This is a genomic window from Methylotetracoccus oryzae (assembly GCF_006175985.1).
GTDB lineage: Bacteria > Pseudomonadota > Gammaproteobacteria > Methylococcales > Methylococcaceae > Methylotetracoccus > Methylotetracoccus oryzae.
The window spans coordinates 136,088-153,611 of sequence record NZ_SRSH01000010.1 but is presented as its reverse complement, the minus strand read 5'-3'; the positions used below and the strand labels follow the sequence as shown (position 1 = coordinate 153,611).

General features: G+C 59.8%; 16 protein-coding genes and 1 tRNA gene. 11 read left to right on the top strand and 6 right to left on the bottom strand.

Annotated features, from left to right (window positions below):
- Positions 1-5 precede the first annotated feature (5 nt).
- Positions 6-968 carry a P-type conjugative transfer ATPase TrbB gene (gene trbB / locus BWR02_RS11950; RefSeq protein WP_201276244.1) on the bottom strand — a complete coding sequence of 321 codons (963 nt, stop codon included), beginning with the start codon at positions 966-968 and terminating at the stop codon, positions 6-8.
- Between the two features lie 616 nt (positions 969-1,584).
- On the opposite strand from trbB, the gene trfA reads away from it, so the two are divergent.
- Positions 1,585-2,313 (top strand): plasmid replication initiator TrfA, encoded by a 729-nt coding sequence (trfA, locus tag BWR02_RS11945; RefSeq protein WP_139557985.1) that lies wholly within the window; start codon positions 1,585-1,587, stop codon positions 2,311-2,313.
- 407 nt (positions 2,314-2,720) lie between these two features.
- Complete coding sequence (locus BWR02_RS11940) at positions 2,721-5,315, top strand: DEAD/DEAH box helicase (RefSeq protein WP_139557984.1); 2,595 nt, start codon at positions 2,721-2,723, stop codon at positions 5,313-5,315.
- A gap of 359 nt (positions 5,316-5,674) precedes the next feature.
- On the opposite strand, the gene BWR02_RS11935 is transcribed toward BWR02_RS11940, so the two are convergent.
- A complete protein-coding gene (locus tag BWR02_RS11935) occupies positions 5,675-5,929 on the bottom strand; it encodes a tyrosine-type recombinase/integrase (protein ID WP_236102182.1) in 255 nt (84 codons plus the stop codon).
- Positions 5,930-6,414: 485 nt separating this feature from the next.
- A complete protein-coding gene (locus tag BWR02_RS11930; RefSeq protein WP_139557983.1) occupies positions 6,415-9,321 on the bottom strand; it encodes a UvrD-helicase domain-containing protein in 2,907 nt (968 codons plus the stop codon).
- An 889-nt stretch (positions 9,322-10,210) separates the two neighbouring features.
- Here BWR02_RS11930 and BWR02_RS20885 point away from each other — a divergent pair.
- From BWR02_RS20885 to BWR02_RS11890, 9 genes are all read left to right on the top strand, one after another.
- Positions 10,211-10,348 carry a hypothetical protein gene (locus tag BWR02_RS20885; protein WP_162560118.1) on the top strand — a complete coding sequence of 46 codons (138 nt, stop codon included), beginning with the start codon at positions 10,211-10,213 and terminating at the stop codon, positions 10,346-10,348.
- Positions 10,349-11,313: 965 nt separating this feature from the next.
- The gene (locus BWR02_RS11925; protein WP_139557982.1) at positions 11,314-11,994 is read left to right on the top strand and encodes a winged helix-turn-helix domain-containing protein; all 681 of its coding nucleotides are present in this window, start codon (positions 11,314-11,316) and stop codon (positions 11,992-11,994) included.
- Between the two features lie 5 nt (positions 11,995-11,999).
- Entirely contained in the window at positions 12,000-12,260 is a 261-nt protein-coding gene (locus BWR02_RS11920; RefSeq protein WP_139557981.1) for a hypothetical protein, read from the top strand.
- A gap of 25 nt (positions 12,261-12,285) precedes the next feature.
- Positions 12,286-13,422: an ATP-binding protein gene (locus BWR02_RS11915; protein ID WP_139557980.1), complete on the top strand. Its 1,137-nt coding sequence runs from the start codon at positions 12,286-12,288 to the stop codon at positions 13,420-13,422.
- 345 nt (positions 13,423-13,767) lie between these two features.
- Positions 13,768-14,082 (top strand): flagellar transcriptional regulator FlhD, encoded by a 315-nt coding sequence (locus BWR02_RS11910; protein ID WP_162560117.1) that lies wholly within the window; start codon positions 13,768-13,770, stop codon positions 14,080-14,082.
- Complete coding sequence (locus BWR02_RS11905) at positions 14,063-14,602, top strand: FlhC family transcriptional regulator (protein ID WP_162560116.1); 540 nt, start codon at positions 14,063-14,065, stop codon at positions 14,600-14,602. Before BWR02_RS11910 ends, BWR02_RS11905 begins: the two co-directional genes overlap by 20 nt.
- 19 nt (positions 14,603-14,621) lie before the next feature.
- Positions 14,622-15,080: a KilA-N domain-containing protein gene (locus tag BWR02_RS21655; RefSeq protein ID WP_139557977.1), complete on the top strand. Its 459-nt coding sequence runs from the start codon at positions 14,622-14,624 to the stop codon at positions 15,078-15,080.
- Positions 15,077-15,400 (top strand): DUF4224 domain-containing protein, encoded by a 324-nt coding sequence (locus tag BWR02_RS21650; protein ID WP_139557976.1) that lies wholly within the window; start codon positions 15,077-15,079, stop codon positions 15,398-15,400. The genes BWR02_RS21655 and BWR02_RS21650 overlap by 4 nt, the downstream gene beginning before the upstream one ends.
- Positions 15,375-16,334: a tyrosine-type recombinase/integrase gene (locus BWR02_RS11890; RefSeq protein WP_139557975.1), complete on the top strand. Its 960-nt coding sequence runs from the start codon at positions 15,375-15,377 to the stop codon at positions 16,332-16,334. The genes BWR02_RS21650 and BWR02_RS11890 overlap by 26 nt, the downstream gene beginning before the upstream one ends.
- Before the next feature lie 69 nt (positions 16,335-16,403).
- On the opposite strand, the gene BWR02_RS11885 is transcribed toward BWR02_RS11890, so the two are convergent.
- The 3 genes from BWR02_RS11885 to BWR02_RS11875 form a co-directional block, all read right to left on the bottom strand.
- Positions 16,404-16,479, bottom strand: a tRNA-Lys gene (locus BWR02_RS11885).
- 389 nt (positions 16,480-16,868) lie between these two features.
- Entirely contained in the window at positions 16,869-17,162 is a 294-nt protein-coding gene (locus BWR02_RS11880; protein WP_139557974.1) for a hypothetical protein, read from the bottom strand.
- Between the two features lie 43 nt (positions 17,163-17,205).
- Positions 17,206-17,448 carry a hypothetical protein gene (locus tag BWR02_RS11875; RefSeq protein ID WP_139557973.1) on the bottom strand — a complete coding sequence of 81 codons (243 nt, stop codon included), beginning with the start codon at positions 17,446-17,448 and terminating at the stop codon, positions 17,206-17,208.
- Between the last annotated feature and the right edge of the window lie 76 nt (positions 17,449-17,524).

Sequence of the window (17,524 nt, the reverse complement as noted above, 5' to 3'; positions counted from 1 at the left end):
TCGGGTCAGGTGGGAAGAAACAGGTATTGGCCATCGCGGAAGCCCGTCAGGCGCAGGATCTCGGTGACGCGTCGGCCGCTAGGGGTCAACGCGATATGCACGACGACATGCACCGCCTCGCCAATCAGGGGTTCGACGACGGCAGGGGCATGCGGATGCTGGGTGACGTAGAGCGCGAGCTTGGTCAGGCCGCCACGGGCGTGATCGGCATGCAGCGTCGCGACGCCGCCGCTGTGGCCGGAGTTCCAGGCCAGCAAGAGATCCAGCGCTTCCGGTCCGCGGACCTCGCCGACGATGATGCGGTCCGGGTTCATGCGCATCGCGGTGCGCACGGCGCGGGTTAGGCTGAAATCGGTGGTCGCGACATAGGCGACGTTGTTCGGCGCCCGGCACTGGATCTCGCCGGTGTCTTCGATGATGAACAGCCGCTCGTCCGACGCGTGCTCGACGATGGCCTGCAGGATGGCGTTGGTCAGCGTGGTCTTGCCGCTGCCGGTGCCACCGACCACCAGGATGTTGCGGTGGGCGGCAACGGCGTCGAGCAGGAGGGTTTGTTGCTCCGCGGACAGGACGCCGGCGGCGACGTAGTCATCGAGGGTCAGCACCGCCACGGCGCGCTTGCGGATCGCGAAGGCCGGCGCGGTCACCACCGGCGGGATCTGCCCGGCGATGCGGCTGCCATCGAGCGGCAACACCCCTTCGAGCCAGGGCTTCTCGGCGGTGATGGTGGTATGGAGCGCGGCGGCGAGGGTGCGCAGCGCCATCTCGGCTTGGGCCGCACTCATCCGGCCGATGGCCTGCATCGGTTCCCCGAGCCGGGCCTGCCACAGGATCCCGTCGGGGTTCAACAGCAGATCGGTGGTCTTGGGATCGGTGAGCGCAGACAGGACGGCCGGGCCGAGATGGCGCCGCAGGCTCTCGTCCAGGCGGGCGGCGGACCGGGTGATCTCCGGGACGGCAGCGGTCACGTCGAAACTCCCGCAGCGGAGTACGTCGCAGGCGGGAACGACAACATGACCTCCCCGGTGCGCGCGAACGCGCACCGCGTCACCAAGAACCAGGCTGTTTGACGATCAGGAAGCATGGGGCTGTCTCCACGAAAAGCGTGGAGACAGTGTCGCGAAAGCGCGGCGCGCTGTGCGGCCGAAAGCTCACCAGAATCGGCCGCTTTCTCGGGGTTTTTGGCGTGAAGCCGAAAACGGACCGGTTGAGTGGAGAGAGGGAATCACCGCGGGGCGCTAGCCGCAATCCGGGCGGAACACCTACGCGGGTGGGTGCTGAAAAGGAAATCCGGAGAAAGAGCGCGAAAGTGGTGAGCTTTCGCGCCCCCGAATGCGACGAGTGCGCTTAGCCTGTTCGGGCGTTGAATCAATCACGGGCCCACCGGGCACCGCCATGCCATTTAGTGAGATAAGCCTTTCGACCGACGCTTCGGCCGACGCTCAGACCACTCCAGGCGCCTCCGGCGCGTTGGATAGCGCCGAACGCGCTCCGCGAAGGACTGCGGTCACGGCTGGTACCTTGACCGAACGCATCGCGAGCATCGCCGCCGCAAAAGCACAGTCCGGGAGTCTGCCGAGGTCGATGCCTTCTTGGCCAGATGTGTCCCGGGGCGCACCCAACGTCCTATTGCGTTCGGCGCTGTTCGCCGGCGTTCAGGGCAGACAGCGGCAAGTGTTCAAGAAGCGCACGCTACTGGCTTCGACACAGGACATCGAACTGAAACTGCAAGGCGTCCAACTGGACCAGTCGGATCTGGATGTCTGGCTGCAGATCCTGCACCTCGCCCGCCACCAACTGCCGGGGTATCCGGTGACGTTCAAGGCCCACAGCTTGCTCAAGGCGATGGGCCGCGGGATCAGCAAACCGCACTATGCCTGGCTGGCTGACTCGCTGGCCCGGCTCAGCGGCGCGCTGGTCGAAGTGACGTTCAAGGGACGGCACACCTTCGGCGATCATCTGCTGCGGTACTACCGGGATGAGGACACGCAGAGCTACGTGGTCGAACTGACCCTGGAAATGTGCCGCCTGTTCGCCAGCGGGTATACGTACCTGGAATGGGAACAGCGGCAACGGTTGCGGCGGAAACCTTTAGCACTCTGGCTGCACGGGTATCTCTGCAGCCATGCCACGCCTTACCCGGTCAAGGTGACGACGTTGCACCGACTCTCCGGCAGCTCGGCGCAAAATCTCCGCGACTTCAAGCTGCGCGTGCGCACAGCGCTGCAGGACCTGGTCGCCATTGGCGCGCTGGCACAGGCGACGCTCACAGATGACGGCCGGGTAATGGTCAAACACACCACCGATCAATAACGCTCCTCTCCGCCCTCACCGAGACGAATTGCGGCTCCGATCGGGGTAGAACGATCCGTCCGCACTTCCAACACGTCATCCGAGCAACCTCCTCAGGGCTGGTCCAGCTCAGCTCCCGCAGCGCGCACCGGGCTCGGCAACCTCATTGCTAGGATAATAGCCTCGGGCTCCTCGGCCGCCCTTAACATTGAGCGGTCGTCCACATCGTGATGTTGTCAGGCGACTTATCGGCCAAAACAGCTACCGATGAACGAACGAAACAATAAAATCAACCCACCGTGAACAGATGTTGCGCATGTGCTTCAACGCCGACAACTGTATCTTAAGGTCGATATACGCGTGGCTTATCATTTCGTGCGTTTAACATACCGTGTGGGCTCGCCGAGCCCATCCATAAAGGATCCACTATGGCCTTTAAGAAACCAACGTCTCACGCCGCGGTGCCGGAAAGTCCGGATCGACTGTTTCGCGACCTTCCTCGCCGCAAGCATGCCAGCTTATTTGACCATCAGGGTCAGGTGCTGCGGAACTACGTGGCACAGGCGCTCAAGGCGTCCGACGTGGCATTGCAACTGCCTACTGGCAGCGGAAAGACGCTGGTCGGGCTTCTTCTGGCCGAATGGCGCCGGCGAAAGTTCCGCGAGCGTGTCGTCTACCTGTGCCCGACGCGGCAACTTGTAAACCAGGTAGCGGAAGAGGCGTTCGCGAAATGCGGGCTGACGGTGCAGGCCTTCACGGGCAAGGTCAGGAATTACACGCCGGAGGCCAAGACAGCCTATATGGACGGCGAGCGTGTGGCCATCACAAATTACAGCAGCCTGTTCAATGTCAATCCGTTTTTCGAGAATCCGGACATTATCATTGTCGACGACGCGCACGCTGCGGAGAACTACATCGCCAGTCAATGGACGATGCGGATCAGCCGCTTCGACGAAGGCGACGAGACGCTGTTCAAGGCGATCGCCGGTGTGCTCAAAGGCGTTCTCTCCGATAGCAACTACACGCGCTTAATCGGGAATTGGCAGACCGTTGACGACGCAAGCTGGGTCGATAAGATTCCGACCCACAAGCTGATCGAGATTGCTGACGAGTTTCGCGCTGCCATCACGGAGAACATCCGAGAGGCTGACCAACGGTTCGCCTGGCACATGCTGGCGGATCATGTGCGCGCATGTCAGCTCTACGTGTCTTCCTCGGAGGTGCTGCTGCGCCCCCTCATACCTCCGACCTGGTCTCACAGGCCGTTCGCTGATGCGACGCAGCGCATCTTTATGTCGGCCACTCTGGGCGCTGGAGGCGATCTTGAGCGATTGACCGGGCGATCGGACATCAAGCGGCTGCCGATCCCAGAAGGTTGGGATCGGCAGGGTATCGGCCGCCGCTTCTTCATTTTTCCCGAGAAGTCACTCAACGAGGACGACACCCTAAAACTGCGCCGGCAACTGATGCGCAGGGCGGCGCGCAGCCTGGTTCTAACGCCAAATCAGGCCGATGCCGACCAAATCACGGAGGATGTGACCGAGGAACTTAAGTGTCCGGTCTTCTCCGCAGCGGATCTTGAGTACAGCAAGGCGATGTTCACGGAGTCCGCTAGTGCCGTCGCTGTGATTGCCAACCGGTACGATGGCATCGATTTTCCTGGGGACGACTGTCGGCTGCTATTTGTGGAAGGTCTGCCCCGCGCGACCAACCTTCAGGAGCGCTTCCTGATGAATCGCATGGGCGCCAGCCTACTGTTCAACGAGCGCGTGCAAACGCGGGTGCTTCAGGCTATCGGCCGGTGCACGCGGGGTCTCAACGATTACTCAGCTATCGTTGTGACAGGCGAGGACCTGCCGGCCTACCTGACCGATCGCAAGCGACTCTCGTACTTTCATCCTGAGTTGCAGGCGGAACTCGAATTCGGTATCGACCAGTCTACGCAGGTCAACTCAAAGGACATTCTCGATAACTTCGAGATTTTTCTGGAGCATGACCAGGCCTGGGAGGACGCCAACCAGGGGATTCTAGAAGCGCGCGAGGCCGCTACTCAGGCAGAGTTCCCAGCCATGGATCAATTGGAGGGTGTCGTCGCCCACGAGATCGCATGGCAGGCATCCATGTGGAACGAGGACTATGCCAAGGCGTATGAGGCGGCCCGAGAAGTCTTGGGCGGGCTAACCGACAGTGGGTTGCGCGGCTATCGGGCATTGTGGCACTACCTGGCCGGCGCGGCCGCGGAACTGGCAGCTGCGGACGGGGAGGTTGGTTTTGGTGTCCACGCGCGGACCCAATATCGAAAGGCCAAGGATGCAGCCACCGGCATCCCGTGGCTCATAGCACTGGCGCGGGGTGGTGCGGCCACTCCAAGCGCTAAAGAACGGGATCAGACCATCGTCATGCTGCAGGTGGAGCAACTCGAAGCACAACTCGTCAATCTGGGCATGTTGCACAACCGGGGGTTCTCGGCGCGGGAGAGGGAGATTCGTGAGGGGCTCCAGGACGGCCACAAGTTCGAACAGGCACAGGTGATGCTGGGGCAGCACTTGGGCTTCTCGGCAGGAAAGCGCGAAGGCGATGCGTCGCCGGATCCGTGGTGGATCGTGGGCGGCATCACGCTTGTGTTTGAAGATCACGCAAACGCCAAGGGCGATACGGCAATCATCGACGCCACTAAGGCCAGACAGGCTGCCTCACACCCAGATTGGATGCGAGAACATGTCCCGGCGTCAAAAGATGCGTCGATTCAGCCTGTCCTCGTCACTCCTGCGAAGAAGGCAAAGGAGGGCGCCATACCCCATCTCAGCCGGGTAGCTCACTGGGACCTTGAAGAGTTTCGTGCGTGGGCGGAAACAGCGTTGGTGACAGTGCGAGAGCTCAGGCGTGAATTCCGGGAGCCGGGCGATCTTGTTTGGAGGGCCCAGGCTGCCACAGCCCTGAGCGAGGTTCGCGCCGACGCTCCCGGCCTCTACAACTGGCTGACCGAACGTCCAGCGCGCGATCACCTGGAGAGAGTTCCCTGAACCGCAGGTGGACATCAAAGCTTTGTTGGGCATGGCGGCTAGGCGGAAATTATGTCGATGGCACGCGACCATATGCCAAATTGTTCGTCGTAAGCGCCTCTCAGTCGGTGTTGAAGCGCAGGCTCCAAGTCCGCTTACGGGGGGTTGATGAATTCTTTCGGAGTGCCATCAATGACTGCTTCGGCCGAGAAGTTCTCATCCATCACGTGAGCGCATCTGACCGCTATCCGAGTCCTGCGGTCGTTTGAATGACGGGCCTTGTCCTCGGCCGAACGGCCGGACCTGGCCATCAGCACGCACCGCCGCTGATGCCTGAAAGCGGCCACAGGGGAGCAATCATGTGGCCGCGGGGTGTCCACCTAAATTTCGGTCTGCTCGGCGATTACCAGGGCGTCATCGACTTCCATGTCGAGGTAGGTCACTGTGCCTTCGAGTTTACTGTGGCCGAACAACAACTGAAAGGCTCTGAGGTTCTTCGTTAGCTCGTAAATCAGCGTCGCCTTGGTGCGCCGCATCGAGTGCGTGCCGTACTCCGATGTATCCGGGCCGGCAGCCTCGACCCACTGATGCACGGTGCGCGCATATTGGCGTGTCGAGACATGCGGCGAGTTCACAACCCGGCTCGGAAACAGGTACTGGTCTCACCGGTAGATGGGCCTTCTCGAGCCAGGCCGCTACCGCCGATCGAGTTGGCTCCGTGCGTTCAAATTGAACCGGCCGTTGCGTCTTCTTCTGGATCAACAGAGCCGTGGAAGAATCTGGCTTCCATGGGAGATGCGTTGGGCCCGGAGCTTCTCGGCGAAAACTGCCACCCTCGGCCCGTGCTCACGATCCCACTCATCACGAATACCGGCGGCTATCGTGCATAATCAACCACGGTCGGATTTGCGCCCGTCTAGCGCGCGAGCCGCAGGCCATTCCGGCGTACCCGCGACCAGTGACGAGCCCTGTGGATGCCATCCGAGCCGAGCCTGAACTCGGCCCAGAGCACGGCAATGAGGCTCCGTTTAATCGTCATGCCGGTGGGGCACCAGAGTGAAGTGTCTCAACTTTTGACACTACGCAGGTACTCAGACCGTGAACTCCATGAATCCATCACTTAGTCTGTGTCAGTCTTCGGCGTGTCAAAAGATTCCAACTGGTCGACTACGCAATTCCAGTTCCCGGCGTCAATCAAAAACCGGGCGACGAGGGTTCCTGTATCTTCAAGAATTCGAACTTCAACTCCGTCGGCAGACGCCGCCCATACTTCAGCCTTTATGGTCGAAACGCTAAAGCCATCCTTAGGAAAGCTTTTCTCCCAGTTAAACGATTTCCCATACTGCGGACGATATCTGCACGCGCTCAGTTCATTCCTGAGCGCAAACGTCGGGTTGCTGCCTCGCCGTTCTTGATTGCCCACCTTCACGATAAGACGACTCGCCGTCGTGCTCCGCATGGGAGGATAATCCTCCCACCTGACGACAGTTTGCCGATGTCTGCGTTCAAGTTCTTCTAAAAAAGGGGACCTGTTTTTCCCATCCGTGATGATAACCAACTTTTCAACCGCCCTTGTCAATGCAACATACAAGAGCCGTCGTTCTTCCTGGGTAATTGTTTCAGGGCTGTCGCCAAGAATTCTCGAAAAGGCCCAATCAGGGTGGATCAGCGGATAACTACGGGCGACGGCGTCCAACACGATCACCATTTCCTTTTCCAGGCCTTTGTGCTTGTGTGCGGTCGAGATGGTTACACGCTCTTTCAAGCCTTTTGGGAAAAAGGAACGTATCAGATCTAAGTAGCGATCGAGTCCTTGACCGTCTCGACCAAGTTGCGCTTGGGCTTGGTAATTGACGTACCAGGGCAACCCATTTCTCCGGCACAGCATGACTACGTCCAGGTCATCTGCAAAAGCTCTATTCACGAGTCGCAACACTGCGGGCGTGATGATGTCGCCTGAATGGCGCTCCTTCTCGACCAAAGAGGGTTCGAATTCATTGATATCCGACACAAGCATCGTGCCGACCGATCCTTTATGTCCGATTGCGGGTTTGCCCAACCCCTTCATCAAAGCATTACCTACGGCAACAATCGAAGCCGAGGACCGATAATTGGTCGAAATATACAGCCGGCGTGACTCTCCGATGAAGTTTTGGAAGTTGTTGAAGAACCGCAAATCCGATCCCGCGAATCCATTGATCGCCTGCCAGTCGTCACCAACGCAGAATAGCTCCACCGTTGGGTCTTGTTTTCTGATCGCACAGAGCAATCGGTAGAAAAGGTCCGAGAAGTCCTGGAACTCGTCTATGCAGACGTAGCGCAGTGAAGCAAGATCGCCGGCTCCTGTGTTCCTTCGCAGAAACAAGGTCTGGCCTGCACTGATGGCGTCGGCTGCGCGTTGCATCAGACCATCAAAATCTTCCTCCCCTGTGGCCGATAACCGATTCAGGTAGGCACCGTACAGGCAGTGTGCAAGGTCAAGAAACATTTTCTCGACAGACGAGAGCGGGGAATAGCTATCGATCAACTTGCGAAGTTCGGGCGGAAATAATGACCGCTTTCTGCATCTACCGATAAAGCCGACCATGGCGGTTGTGAAGCGATCGATGGCACGGTCTCTGATGCGGTGCCAGATTTCTTCTTCGGACAATCGGATGCATCGGATTCCCTCAGATGCGAGACATTCCTTGAGAAGTGCGCGGAACGCATCGACCCCTTTGGCCTTGATGTTGTAAGGAGAAAATTCAATTAAGGTCCAGTCTTTTTGGGCCTCCCAATACTCCCGCTTTTTCTCGGACATGTCGTCATAATCGGCATCACCTTTGAGACCGAAGTACTCAATGATCACGCCACTCTTTGGTGCCTTAAAGACGGTGAAGTCCGGTCGGTAGTTAATGCCACTCCACCAATGGTTACGTTCGTATTTGTAAGGAATGTCGTGCTCAAAGAGGAAGTCAGCGATGACCTTTTCGCCATAGGATTTGACGTACTCGCCAGCCAAGCTCTCCTTCGGCAGGGAGCGTCGAAAGCGAAGAAGTTCTTCCTTGCTCTGGTTGTAACAGCCTTCAGCGATGCGATCCCAGTCTTCTCGAAAATGAGCAAGCATCAACTGGCGTATTTGCTCTTTGATGGCAGGTATCTGAAGATGGTCGTCGATCACTTGCTGAACTACACGGCTCAATCCTTTAGCTTGTCCATCCGCCTCGTTATATAAGAGGCTTTCCTCGGGATGGATGACCGCATAGGCAAGAGCATGGAACGTCATTACATGTGGCAGCGTGATGCCGAATTGTGCGGCAATGGCATCCACCGCGCTGGCCTCTATTTCCTCTTTGTCGATTTTTTTATGCCAGCCGGCCTCACGAATACGACGCGCAACTTCATTTGCTACCGCTGCGTCGGTCAAATCATGCAACAGAGCTAATAGCCTTCTACGGATTTCTAAGGCGGCCTTGCGGTTGAAGGCGAGTAACAGCATCTGATCGGGTGCGACACGGCAGTGTTTCATCAAGAAAAGTGCACGATTGACCAGTGTTGTCGTTTTTCCACTACCCGCGCGTGCAACTACCTGGATGTGCCCATGCACAGCAGCGATGGCTGTGGCCTGCTCATCATCTGGAAAGTATTTCTTGCCGCTTTTGGATTTTGGCGTGTTTTCAGAGACCCACCACTTAACAAAAGCAATTTTTTCCTTTTCAAGCTCCGCTTTCGAAATCAGCCCAAAACATGAAGAAGAGAAAAATGAATCGACGCTCAGAAATTCGTTTTGGAGGCGTTTGCGAATGTCACTTAATAATTCATTTCGCTTTACTTCGGTCTGTTTTCGGTATGATTCTTGGCGGCGTTGCTGCTGTTCTTCCTCTTCTTTTTGCCTCCTGTAATCTACAACGACGTCCTGAAGGCGGACATAACGCACAGCTAAATCGAACTGAACTTTTGCATACCCTGCCAGGTCCAGATTCTGAACTACGCCCTTTCCGTAATCACAATGGCTGACCCATTGGCCGACTCGAACTCCGATATCCATACTGCACTCTCGATGCAGGGGCGTACGACGCCACGGCAAACGTCGCGTAGCCCGGGAAATTTTCACGTTGGTCGTGGTTCACAAAGCATTTCCCACAAACCTAAATGTATGCTGGGAGAGAAAAAGTCTTCTGGTGCCGGGAGAATCCTTTCACCAAAGAATAGCCCATAGACAAGTCAGGCGCGTCGGTTTAACCACTCCGGCAAGAGCCGTACGAACGCCTTTTCTTGGTTCGCATGCTCATTGATACGCCGAGTCTCCGTGGCACCGAATTCGAACGCCAGCGTGGTGCTCCGATTGATGCATAGGTGCTGCCGTGCGGCGCGATGAAGCGTTCGTAGTTAGGTGCCTCCTTGACTTCCTTGGCGGGGCGTCGAGGGTGTCGGCATCTGACGGCGAAGATCCCACCGATCTCTACCTCGTCAACGGTCCGTTTAGTGTGGGGGTTGAAGTTACGCGGCTCTCGGAGTTTACCTTGTTGCCGGACGGGACCTTGGCAACCGGGTGACTCAGGATTCCTTCAGACTGAGCCTACTTGAGGATCTCAATTTCCAGAGTGGTTCATCACATCCTGATGCCGTCAGTCTGCTCGTTGGCTTGTGGGTGCCCGTTTCAAACGCGCCTGGATTCCGAAAACGGCTAGTGGAATGCGTTGCTGAAGTCGCCTTAATACCGGAGACGGGAATGCTACTGGACCGAGAGATTGAGGGCGCAAGGACGTGTGTGTCAGTGATCCCCAATCAGTCTTCTGGAAAAAAGATCGTCGAATTCGTGGTGAACGCGAATTCTTCGGCGGACATCGGTACGTAACGTACGTGAGCTTCTCGAGGACCGTACCCGCGTGAAGAGTCAGATCTGCGCGCTTTTACCAAAGCCAATCTGGTTAGCCATGCAGAACGACTACTGGCTTGCCGACGCCGACTCCTACGCTGTGACCTTTAGGCAGCTAAAGCTGACGCACTGCTTTGAACGGATCTTTCTCGTGTCAGCCAATGCCTCGGTCAGCGAACTCACACTCGGGGCATAATCAACCCATGCCGCGGATAGCATAAAAGCATTTTAACGCCTGTTTTCCAACGACCGCTGACTGGCTGCATAGAAGCCGTTGAGCCGTTGAATGTCCCAGAAGGCACTAATGTCCCTTCGCATCACGCTGCCCGCATTCAATTTTTGGGAAAGCGGCCGTTCGAGAACGGCGGCTATCGATCGGTCCGACTGACCGTTGTCGGCGAGGAGTGGACATATGACGGTAGCTCCCGCACGTCCGCTGGCCGATCAAAGCGGCCACCTGAACGACCACCTCGGGAGTCAAGAGCGCAGGCGCGGCTGACGTGATCCCGCAAGAGACTCGAACGACAGGACTGGCCATTGATCCAATGACCTGTCGACCATCCCCGGATCCCTTCAGATCCTTACCCGTGTCGCTGCCCCCCTATTGCACGAACCTGCCTCACTGCGAAGCCGGCATTTTAGCCGGACTCACGAGAACCCTGCGCGAACCTCGTCTCGGCCACTCACAGCGGCTTTCGAGTGCTCTACCGGCCTTTGGGCATGTCCGTGGCAGTCGGTGATCTGTGGATAACATCCATCGCTGTGGATAAGTTTTTTGACACTTAAAGATTAAAAATAAGATTAAAGAAAGATTAGCAACGCCGAAACGGCCTTGGCCAAATGCCCTGCAGCCCGGGGCTGGCGCGGCTTCCCGCGAAGTTGGCCAACCTCCTGGGCGTCGGCCGTATAACGAGCTTTGCGTCGGTCGTATAACGAGTCTTCCGTCGGTCGTATAACGAATTCGTCGGCCGAATAACGAGTCCGCGTCGGTCGTATAACGAGTCGGCCGGGATTGAATAGCCCCGCTCGGTGCGCCGACCGGGACCGCGGGCTATGCCTCGCCCAGCCACCGTCAGGTCCACCGCGGCGTGGCATGTTCTATCCTCTGAGTAACCGGTCTCGGTACTGCCCTTACCCGCTGTTTCAAGGAGGATTTCACCTATGCCGTCCCGCATCCTGATCATCGAAGAGGAGCCCGCCTTAGCGGAGGCCGTGGCGTTCCGGTTGGGGTCCGATGGCTTCCTTCCGGAGATCCGCGCCACCGGCGCCGATGCGCTGCTGGCCCTCCGGAACGTGACCTTCGACTTGATCCTGCTGGACATCGGCTTGCCCGACGCCAACGGTTTCGATCTGTTCCACGCGATCCGTACCCTGTGCGCCGCACCGATTCTGTTCGTCACAGGCCGTTCGCAGGCCATCGATCGGGTGGCGGGTCTGGAACTCGGCGCCGATGATTACATTGTCAAACCGTTCTGCTTGCGGGAACTTGTCGCGCGGGTGCGCGCCGCCTTGCGCCGCGCCCACGCCGTGGCACCCGTCGCCCACGATCGGGCGCGAGTTTTTCGCGTCGACGAGGAACGACGGCAGATCCGTTATCACGGCCAGGCTCTGGCGCTGACCCGCTTTGAGTACGGGATTATGCGACTCCTGATTCGTCGCCCAGGACGCATCTTCAGCCGGGAGGAGTTACTCGACCAGGTCTGGGAACATCCCGAGGAACGGTGTGACCGGGCGATCGACGCACACGTCAAGGCGCTGCGGGCGAAACTGGACGCGGTAAAGCCGGGCCTGTCCCCGATTCGCACGCATCGTGGCGAGGGCTACGCCCTGGAAGAGGCCTGAGTGGGATGCGCCGCCGACTGACACTCGGACTGCTGCTGGGGCTGGAAGTCCTGCTCGCCGGCTTGATCTGGCAGGAGGCCCGGGACCTGGAGCGGCAGTGTCGCGCCGCGACTGAAGCCCTGCTGACCGACACCGCGCAAGTGATCGCCCGCTTGCTCGCGGCCGACCTGCACCAGGGTCACTTGCACCCGGACCGGGTGGGACGCGTGCTGGCACCCTTGGTGCCAGCACGCGTCCCACGCGACGGCGCCGAGTCCTGCGGGTGAGACTCCCTCGGCACTGCACATCCATGTGACGGATCAGACCGGTCGCGCCTTGTTCGACTCACACCGTCCCGAGGTGCTGGCTGCGACACCCGCATCGCAGTCCGACGACGTCGCGCTGGATCGCTACACTGCGCGCTTGGATCGCAATCCGGCCACGGACGCCCTGAGCTCGATGGTGGTCGTGGCCGCGCCGATCCTGTGGCAGGCGCGAGCCATCGGCGAAGTTCGGGTCGGTAAGCCGATCGTCGGCTTTGAACTGTCGCTCCGGGCCGCGCGCTGGCATTTTCTGTTGGGCGGTTTGTACCTGGGCCTCGCTCTGCTCGTGCTGGCTGGCGGCTTCACGCTGTGGTGGCTGCGGCCGTTGGATCTGTTGGCGGAGTACGCTGCTCTGTTGCGGCGTGGGCACTTTCGGGCCTTGCCCAACGTCGGTCGGAGCACTCTCGGTTGGTTGGGCACGGTGCTGGATGTCCTGCGCGATGCCATCGCCGGACGACGCTACGTGGAGGAGTACATCCAGGCGCTGACGCATGAGATCAAGACGCCGTTGGCGACCATCCAGGCCAACGCGGAAGTGTTGGAAGATTCCATGTCGCGCGGGCAGCGGCAACACTTCCTCACGCACATCCAGGAGGCGGTGCATCACCTCCAGGCGGTCGTCGAGCGGCTGCTCGAACTCTCAGCCGTGGAGACACGGCGGACCCTGACGGAAAAGCGAACGATCCGACTGGCGGACGTCGCAACCGAAGCGATCACTGCCCTGTCGCCGGAGGCCAAAACCAAGCACGTGACCGTGACCACCGCGATACCGGCCGGCGCGGCCGTGCGCGGGCAACGGGCGCTCTTGGTCTGTGCCGTGGTCAACCTGCTGCAGAACGCGATCGAGTTCTCGCCGGAGGCCGGTCGGGTGGAACTCGCGGTCTCGGTGGTGGGTGATGACTGCACGCTCACCGTCCATGATGAGGGGTCGGGCATTCCAGCCTACGCCCGGAACCGGCTGTTCGAGCATTTCTACTCCCTACCCCGTCCCGGCAGCGGCAAGCGCAGTACCGGGCTCGGGCTGACCCTCGTGCGCGAGATCGCCGAACTGCACCACGGCCGGATCGACGTGACCAATCACCCCGACGGCGGCGCCATCGCGCGCTTGCAGTTGCCGCAGGCATAGACGCCTCGCCTGCGGCGCAACCGCGCCGTTTCTTCACATTGTCTTCACACTTCCGCGCGGAATCCGCGCGAATTTCGCATACGGCGTTCACACAACGGGTGGATGCTGTCGGCCTCATTCATCGAAGCGAGGCCATCCCGATGTATCACGCTGCTTTCGCCGACAGGCTTTGCGGTCACGCGCCGGACCCCTGGTCTAGGCTCGGTACCCGCGTCATTTCGCCTCCGAAACCAAGAATCCCGGGAAAGCGGCCGATTCTGGTGAGCTTTCGCCCGCACAAGGGCACGCAGTCCCGGTACAGTCGGAATCCGATAGCCAACCGATATGACCGCTGAGGCCTGCTTGATGGATGCCGACATTTACGATCTCAACTTGCTGTTTCTGCAGAAGGCGCGGGAATGGCTGGTCTCCGGTCAGGAGCACAAGGCGCGGTTGCTCCTGGGCGTGACCCCGGACGCGGCCGCGGCGCTGCGCCGCCTCCCGCTGTCGGCGCTGCGGGATCTCGCGGCCTCGAATGTGCTGTGCTACACGCTGCGCTTGCCGCCGCAGCTGTGGCGGGAACTGGCGCGGCAGGAATCGGCGCAGCGCTGTGCCGACCATCTGCGCTGGCATGTCTTGGCGGCGGCCACCCGGAGCAACGATGACCCCGTCGCTCCATAGACACCGCCAGCGCACGCTGGCCCTGCAGTTGCTGCAGCGCCGACTGCGGTCGACGCCGGTGCAGCACCTCACTGGGCTGCCGATCAAGGAAGTCCGGGCGTTGCACCGGGCGGTACATGGGGTCTCAGCGGCCTCCGGCCCCCTGTATCACACCGCCAGCCTGATGCTCAACCGGCGGGTTCAGGCGCAATTGTCAGTCTACGCACTGCTGTACCGGCGCCTGGCTGACGCGACCGCGCTGCAGGACATTGATGTCGATGCGTTGATCCGCAGCTACGACCTGTTCGTGGAACTGGGAGGTCAGCGAGGCGAAACAGGCACCGGGCGTGACTTCGATTTCACGGCGGCCTTTGTGCTGGTCCGCGATCTCTGCGACGGAGCGGTCCACCTCCTGCCTTGTGGTTCCTGTGGGATTGGCTATCTCGTCGCCGCAGAGGCTCCGGTGCCGCCGACCTGCCCGTTCTGTCCGCAGCGGCGGGCACGGCCGAGAACGGAAAAACGGCGCTCCTCGCCGTTATGACCTGCCCGGAGTTCATGCCATGAGTCCACTTGTTCCGGTGCACGCGAACCCTTTGGCTGCAAACTCGCTATCCGTCGCCGATATCCCCGTCCGAAAAGATTCCGACGGTTGGTACTGCCGCAATGATCTGCATCAGGCGGCCGGCCATGCCCAGCGGCATCGGCCGCGGTATTGGCTGGCGAACCGACAAACTCAGGCCTTGGTCGCTGAAATCGCAATAGGCGGAAATCCGCCTATTTCCAGGAGGCTGGTCCGGGCTTACTTCGCCTGCTGCACTCCGCGCCGTCTCCCGGAAGTGGGCATGCTATCAAACGGCAGCTGTGCGGTTAGTGAAGCGAGGCAGGTCGAAGTTGACTCGCTGTTGGAGCTCTCTGCCACCCTGACGGTGAAGATGGACAATGAGGCAGTCGGTTTAACAGGGACGACGTCTGGGCACATCGCGCCGCGCCAGCCTGACTCAACGCACCGGCGGTTATGAGCGTTCGGTCCGGCTCGGGTAGCGGAGCCGCGCCGCAGCGAGGCGAGGAGGCGAGAGCCCACGGGACAGAGTGTCTGCCCAGCTCCGAGTTCTTGACCGCCGACGACTTGTATCAGCTAACCGGCTACCGCAACCCATCCCGCCAGTGCCGTGTCCTTGCGGAGTCCGGTTTACGTTACATTAAGCGTAAGGACGGCCGCCCAGGGATCACATGGGCTGCACTGCACGACCACCAACTCGGAATTCGCCCACGGCCGTTACCCCACGAAACACCAAACCTGGAGGCCCTAGCCCGTGGGAAGAAGACGCAAACACGATAAAGGCTTGCCGCAGCGTGTCTACCGATCACACGGTGCGTACTACTTCGTCGACGAAGACCAGAAGTGGATCCGTCTTGGCAAAACGGAAGCCGAGATGTACGCGGAGTTGGCGAAACTCCGGTTGGAGCGACCGGCTGTCACGATGGCAGACATCTTTGCCCGCTACGCCGGCGAGGTGTTGCCGCAGAAGGCGGTTCGCACGCGAAAAGACAATGAACGAGAACTCGCGATCCTCGGCAAGGCCTTCGGTCACATGACACCGAGCAAGATTACCCCGCAGCAGATCTACCAATACATGGACGCCCGAGCGGCCCCAGTGCGAGCAAATCGGGAAAAGGCGCTACTGTCGCATGTCTTCCGCTACGCGGTCCGGTGGGGGCTGGTCGCAGACAACCCTTGTCGGTTGGTTTCCCGTAACGCGGAGAAACCTCGCACACGGTATGTTGAAGACCATGAGTATGAGTCGGTGCATGCACTGGCACCTGAACCGATTAGGGCCGCGATGCAGATTGCGGTGCTTACCGGCATGCGACAAGCCGACATACTTGCACTGACGCTACAGCAATGTCGCGATGACGGCATTCACGTCCAGCAGAGCAAGACCGGCAAGCGCCAGATCTTCGAATGGACCGAGGGCCTGAAGGCCGCCTACAACCTAGCGCGCGCGACTCCCCGGCGCATCGAGTCGATGTACCTCATCGTCACTCGGGAAGGACTGAAGTTTTCGTCCAGCGGTTTTCAGACTGCGTGGCAACGACTCATGGCTAAGTGCCTCACTAGCGGCGCGCTCGCCGAGCGATTCAACTTCCATGATCTCCGCGCCAAAGCCGGATCAGAACACACGGATGCGATGCGACTTCTCGGGCATCAGTCGCCGACCACCACGCGACGGGTCTACGAGCGAAAGCCCGACAAAGTGAAGCCGATTCGTTGAGTTTTATTAGGCAGAGCGCGCTTTATTAGGCAGACAGCCCAAAAAAAAAGAACTAAGTGATTGATTTAATGGTGGGCCATGTAGGGATCGAACCTACGACAAACGGATTAAGAGTCCGCTGCTCTACCAGCTGAGCTAATGGCCCAAAGATATCGATCGATGGGGAGGGCTGTAGACGAGAGTCGAGCCCGTGACGGCCGCGCGGTGATTTAACGGCTGTCACTCGAACCAGCAGGTCGCATCAATGAGGCCGCACTGCTGTTCGAAGCCGCGCATTATATGTCAGAAGCCTGTCGCATTGCAAAGGCCATCTTGGGTGGCATTGTCGCTCCCTGGCTTTCGGTCGCTGACTTCACTGCCGCCGCGGCGTGCTCGACACGCTCTATTCGTCGATCCCGACTGCAGCGAGCATGGCGCCGTAGCCGCGCTGGCGTCACTTTCCCGCTGATGTGTCCTGCGAAAAGACACCGGGCTGGCAACCTACCGGTTGGAACATCGGGCGCCGTCGTAAGCTCACTGGCTATCCGCCCCGTCTCAGCCTGCGTCTTCTGATGTAACGGCCAGTTGAAGGTCGACGTCCCGGCTAAGCCATCCCACGGTGATCGCCCGGAGCGCGGCGTCCTCGGCATCGTCCCAGACCACGCACAGCAGCGCCTCTTCGCGCGTCAGCAACTCATCGTTGTCGATTTTCTTGACCGCCGCCGCTGCCGCCGCAACGTCGGCATTGTTGCGCGCGAACACCTCCTTAGCGGCCTTGATGCCGCGCGCGAGTTCGTCCGGTGACGCCAGGTGTGCGTGTTTGCCTTCGATACCGAGGACTGTCGGCATTCGTGTCTCCGTTAGGGGTTGCGCGGTTGAGTTCATGCTTAGATCACAGGGGGATGCCGAAGAAAGTGTCGTCGCTGCCGCCCCACGCCTGATGCAGTCGGAATGCAGACTGCCAGCGCGCGGCTTCGTCATGTTCGGCGTCACGATGGGTGACGATCGCGTCGTCGGGGAGACCCTCGGTCAAATACCCGTGGCCGTTACGCAGAAAACGGGCCAGTGCCTTGCGATCGACGGGCCACACTACAGCCCTCGGGACATCGTTGACGAGGATTGTCGTGACACGCACGGTCAGCCCTCCCCTGACTCTATGCTGCCTCGGCGACAGTACGTGATTGGTTGATGCTGGCCCATTCGATCGGCTG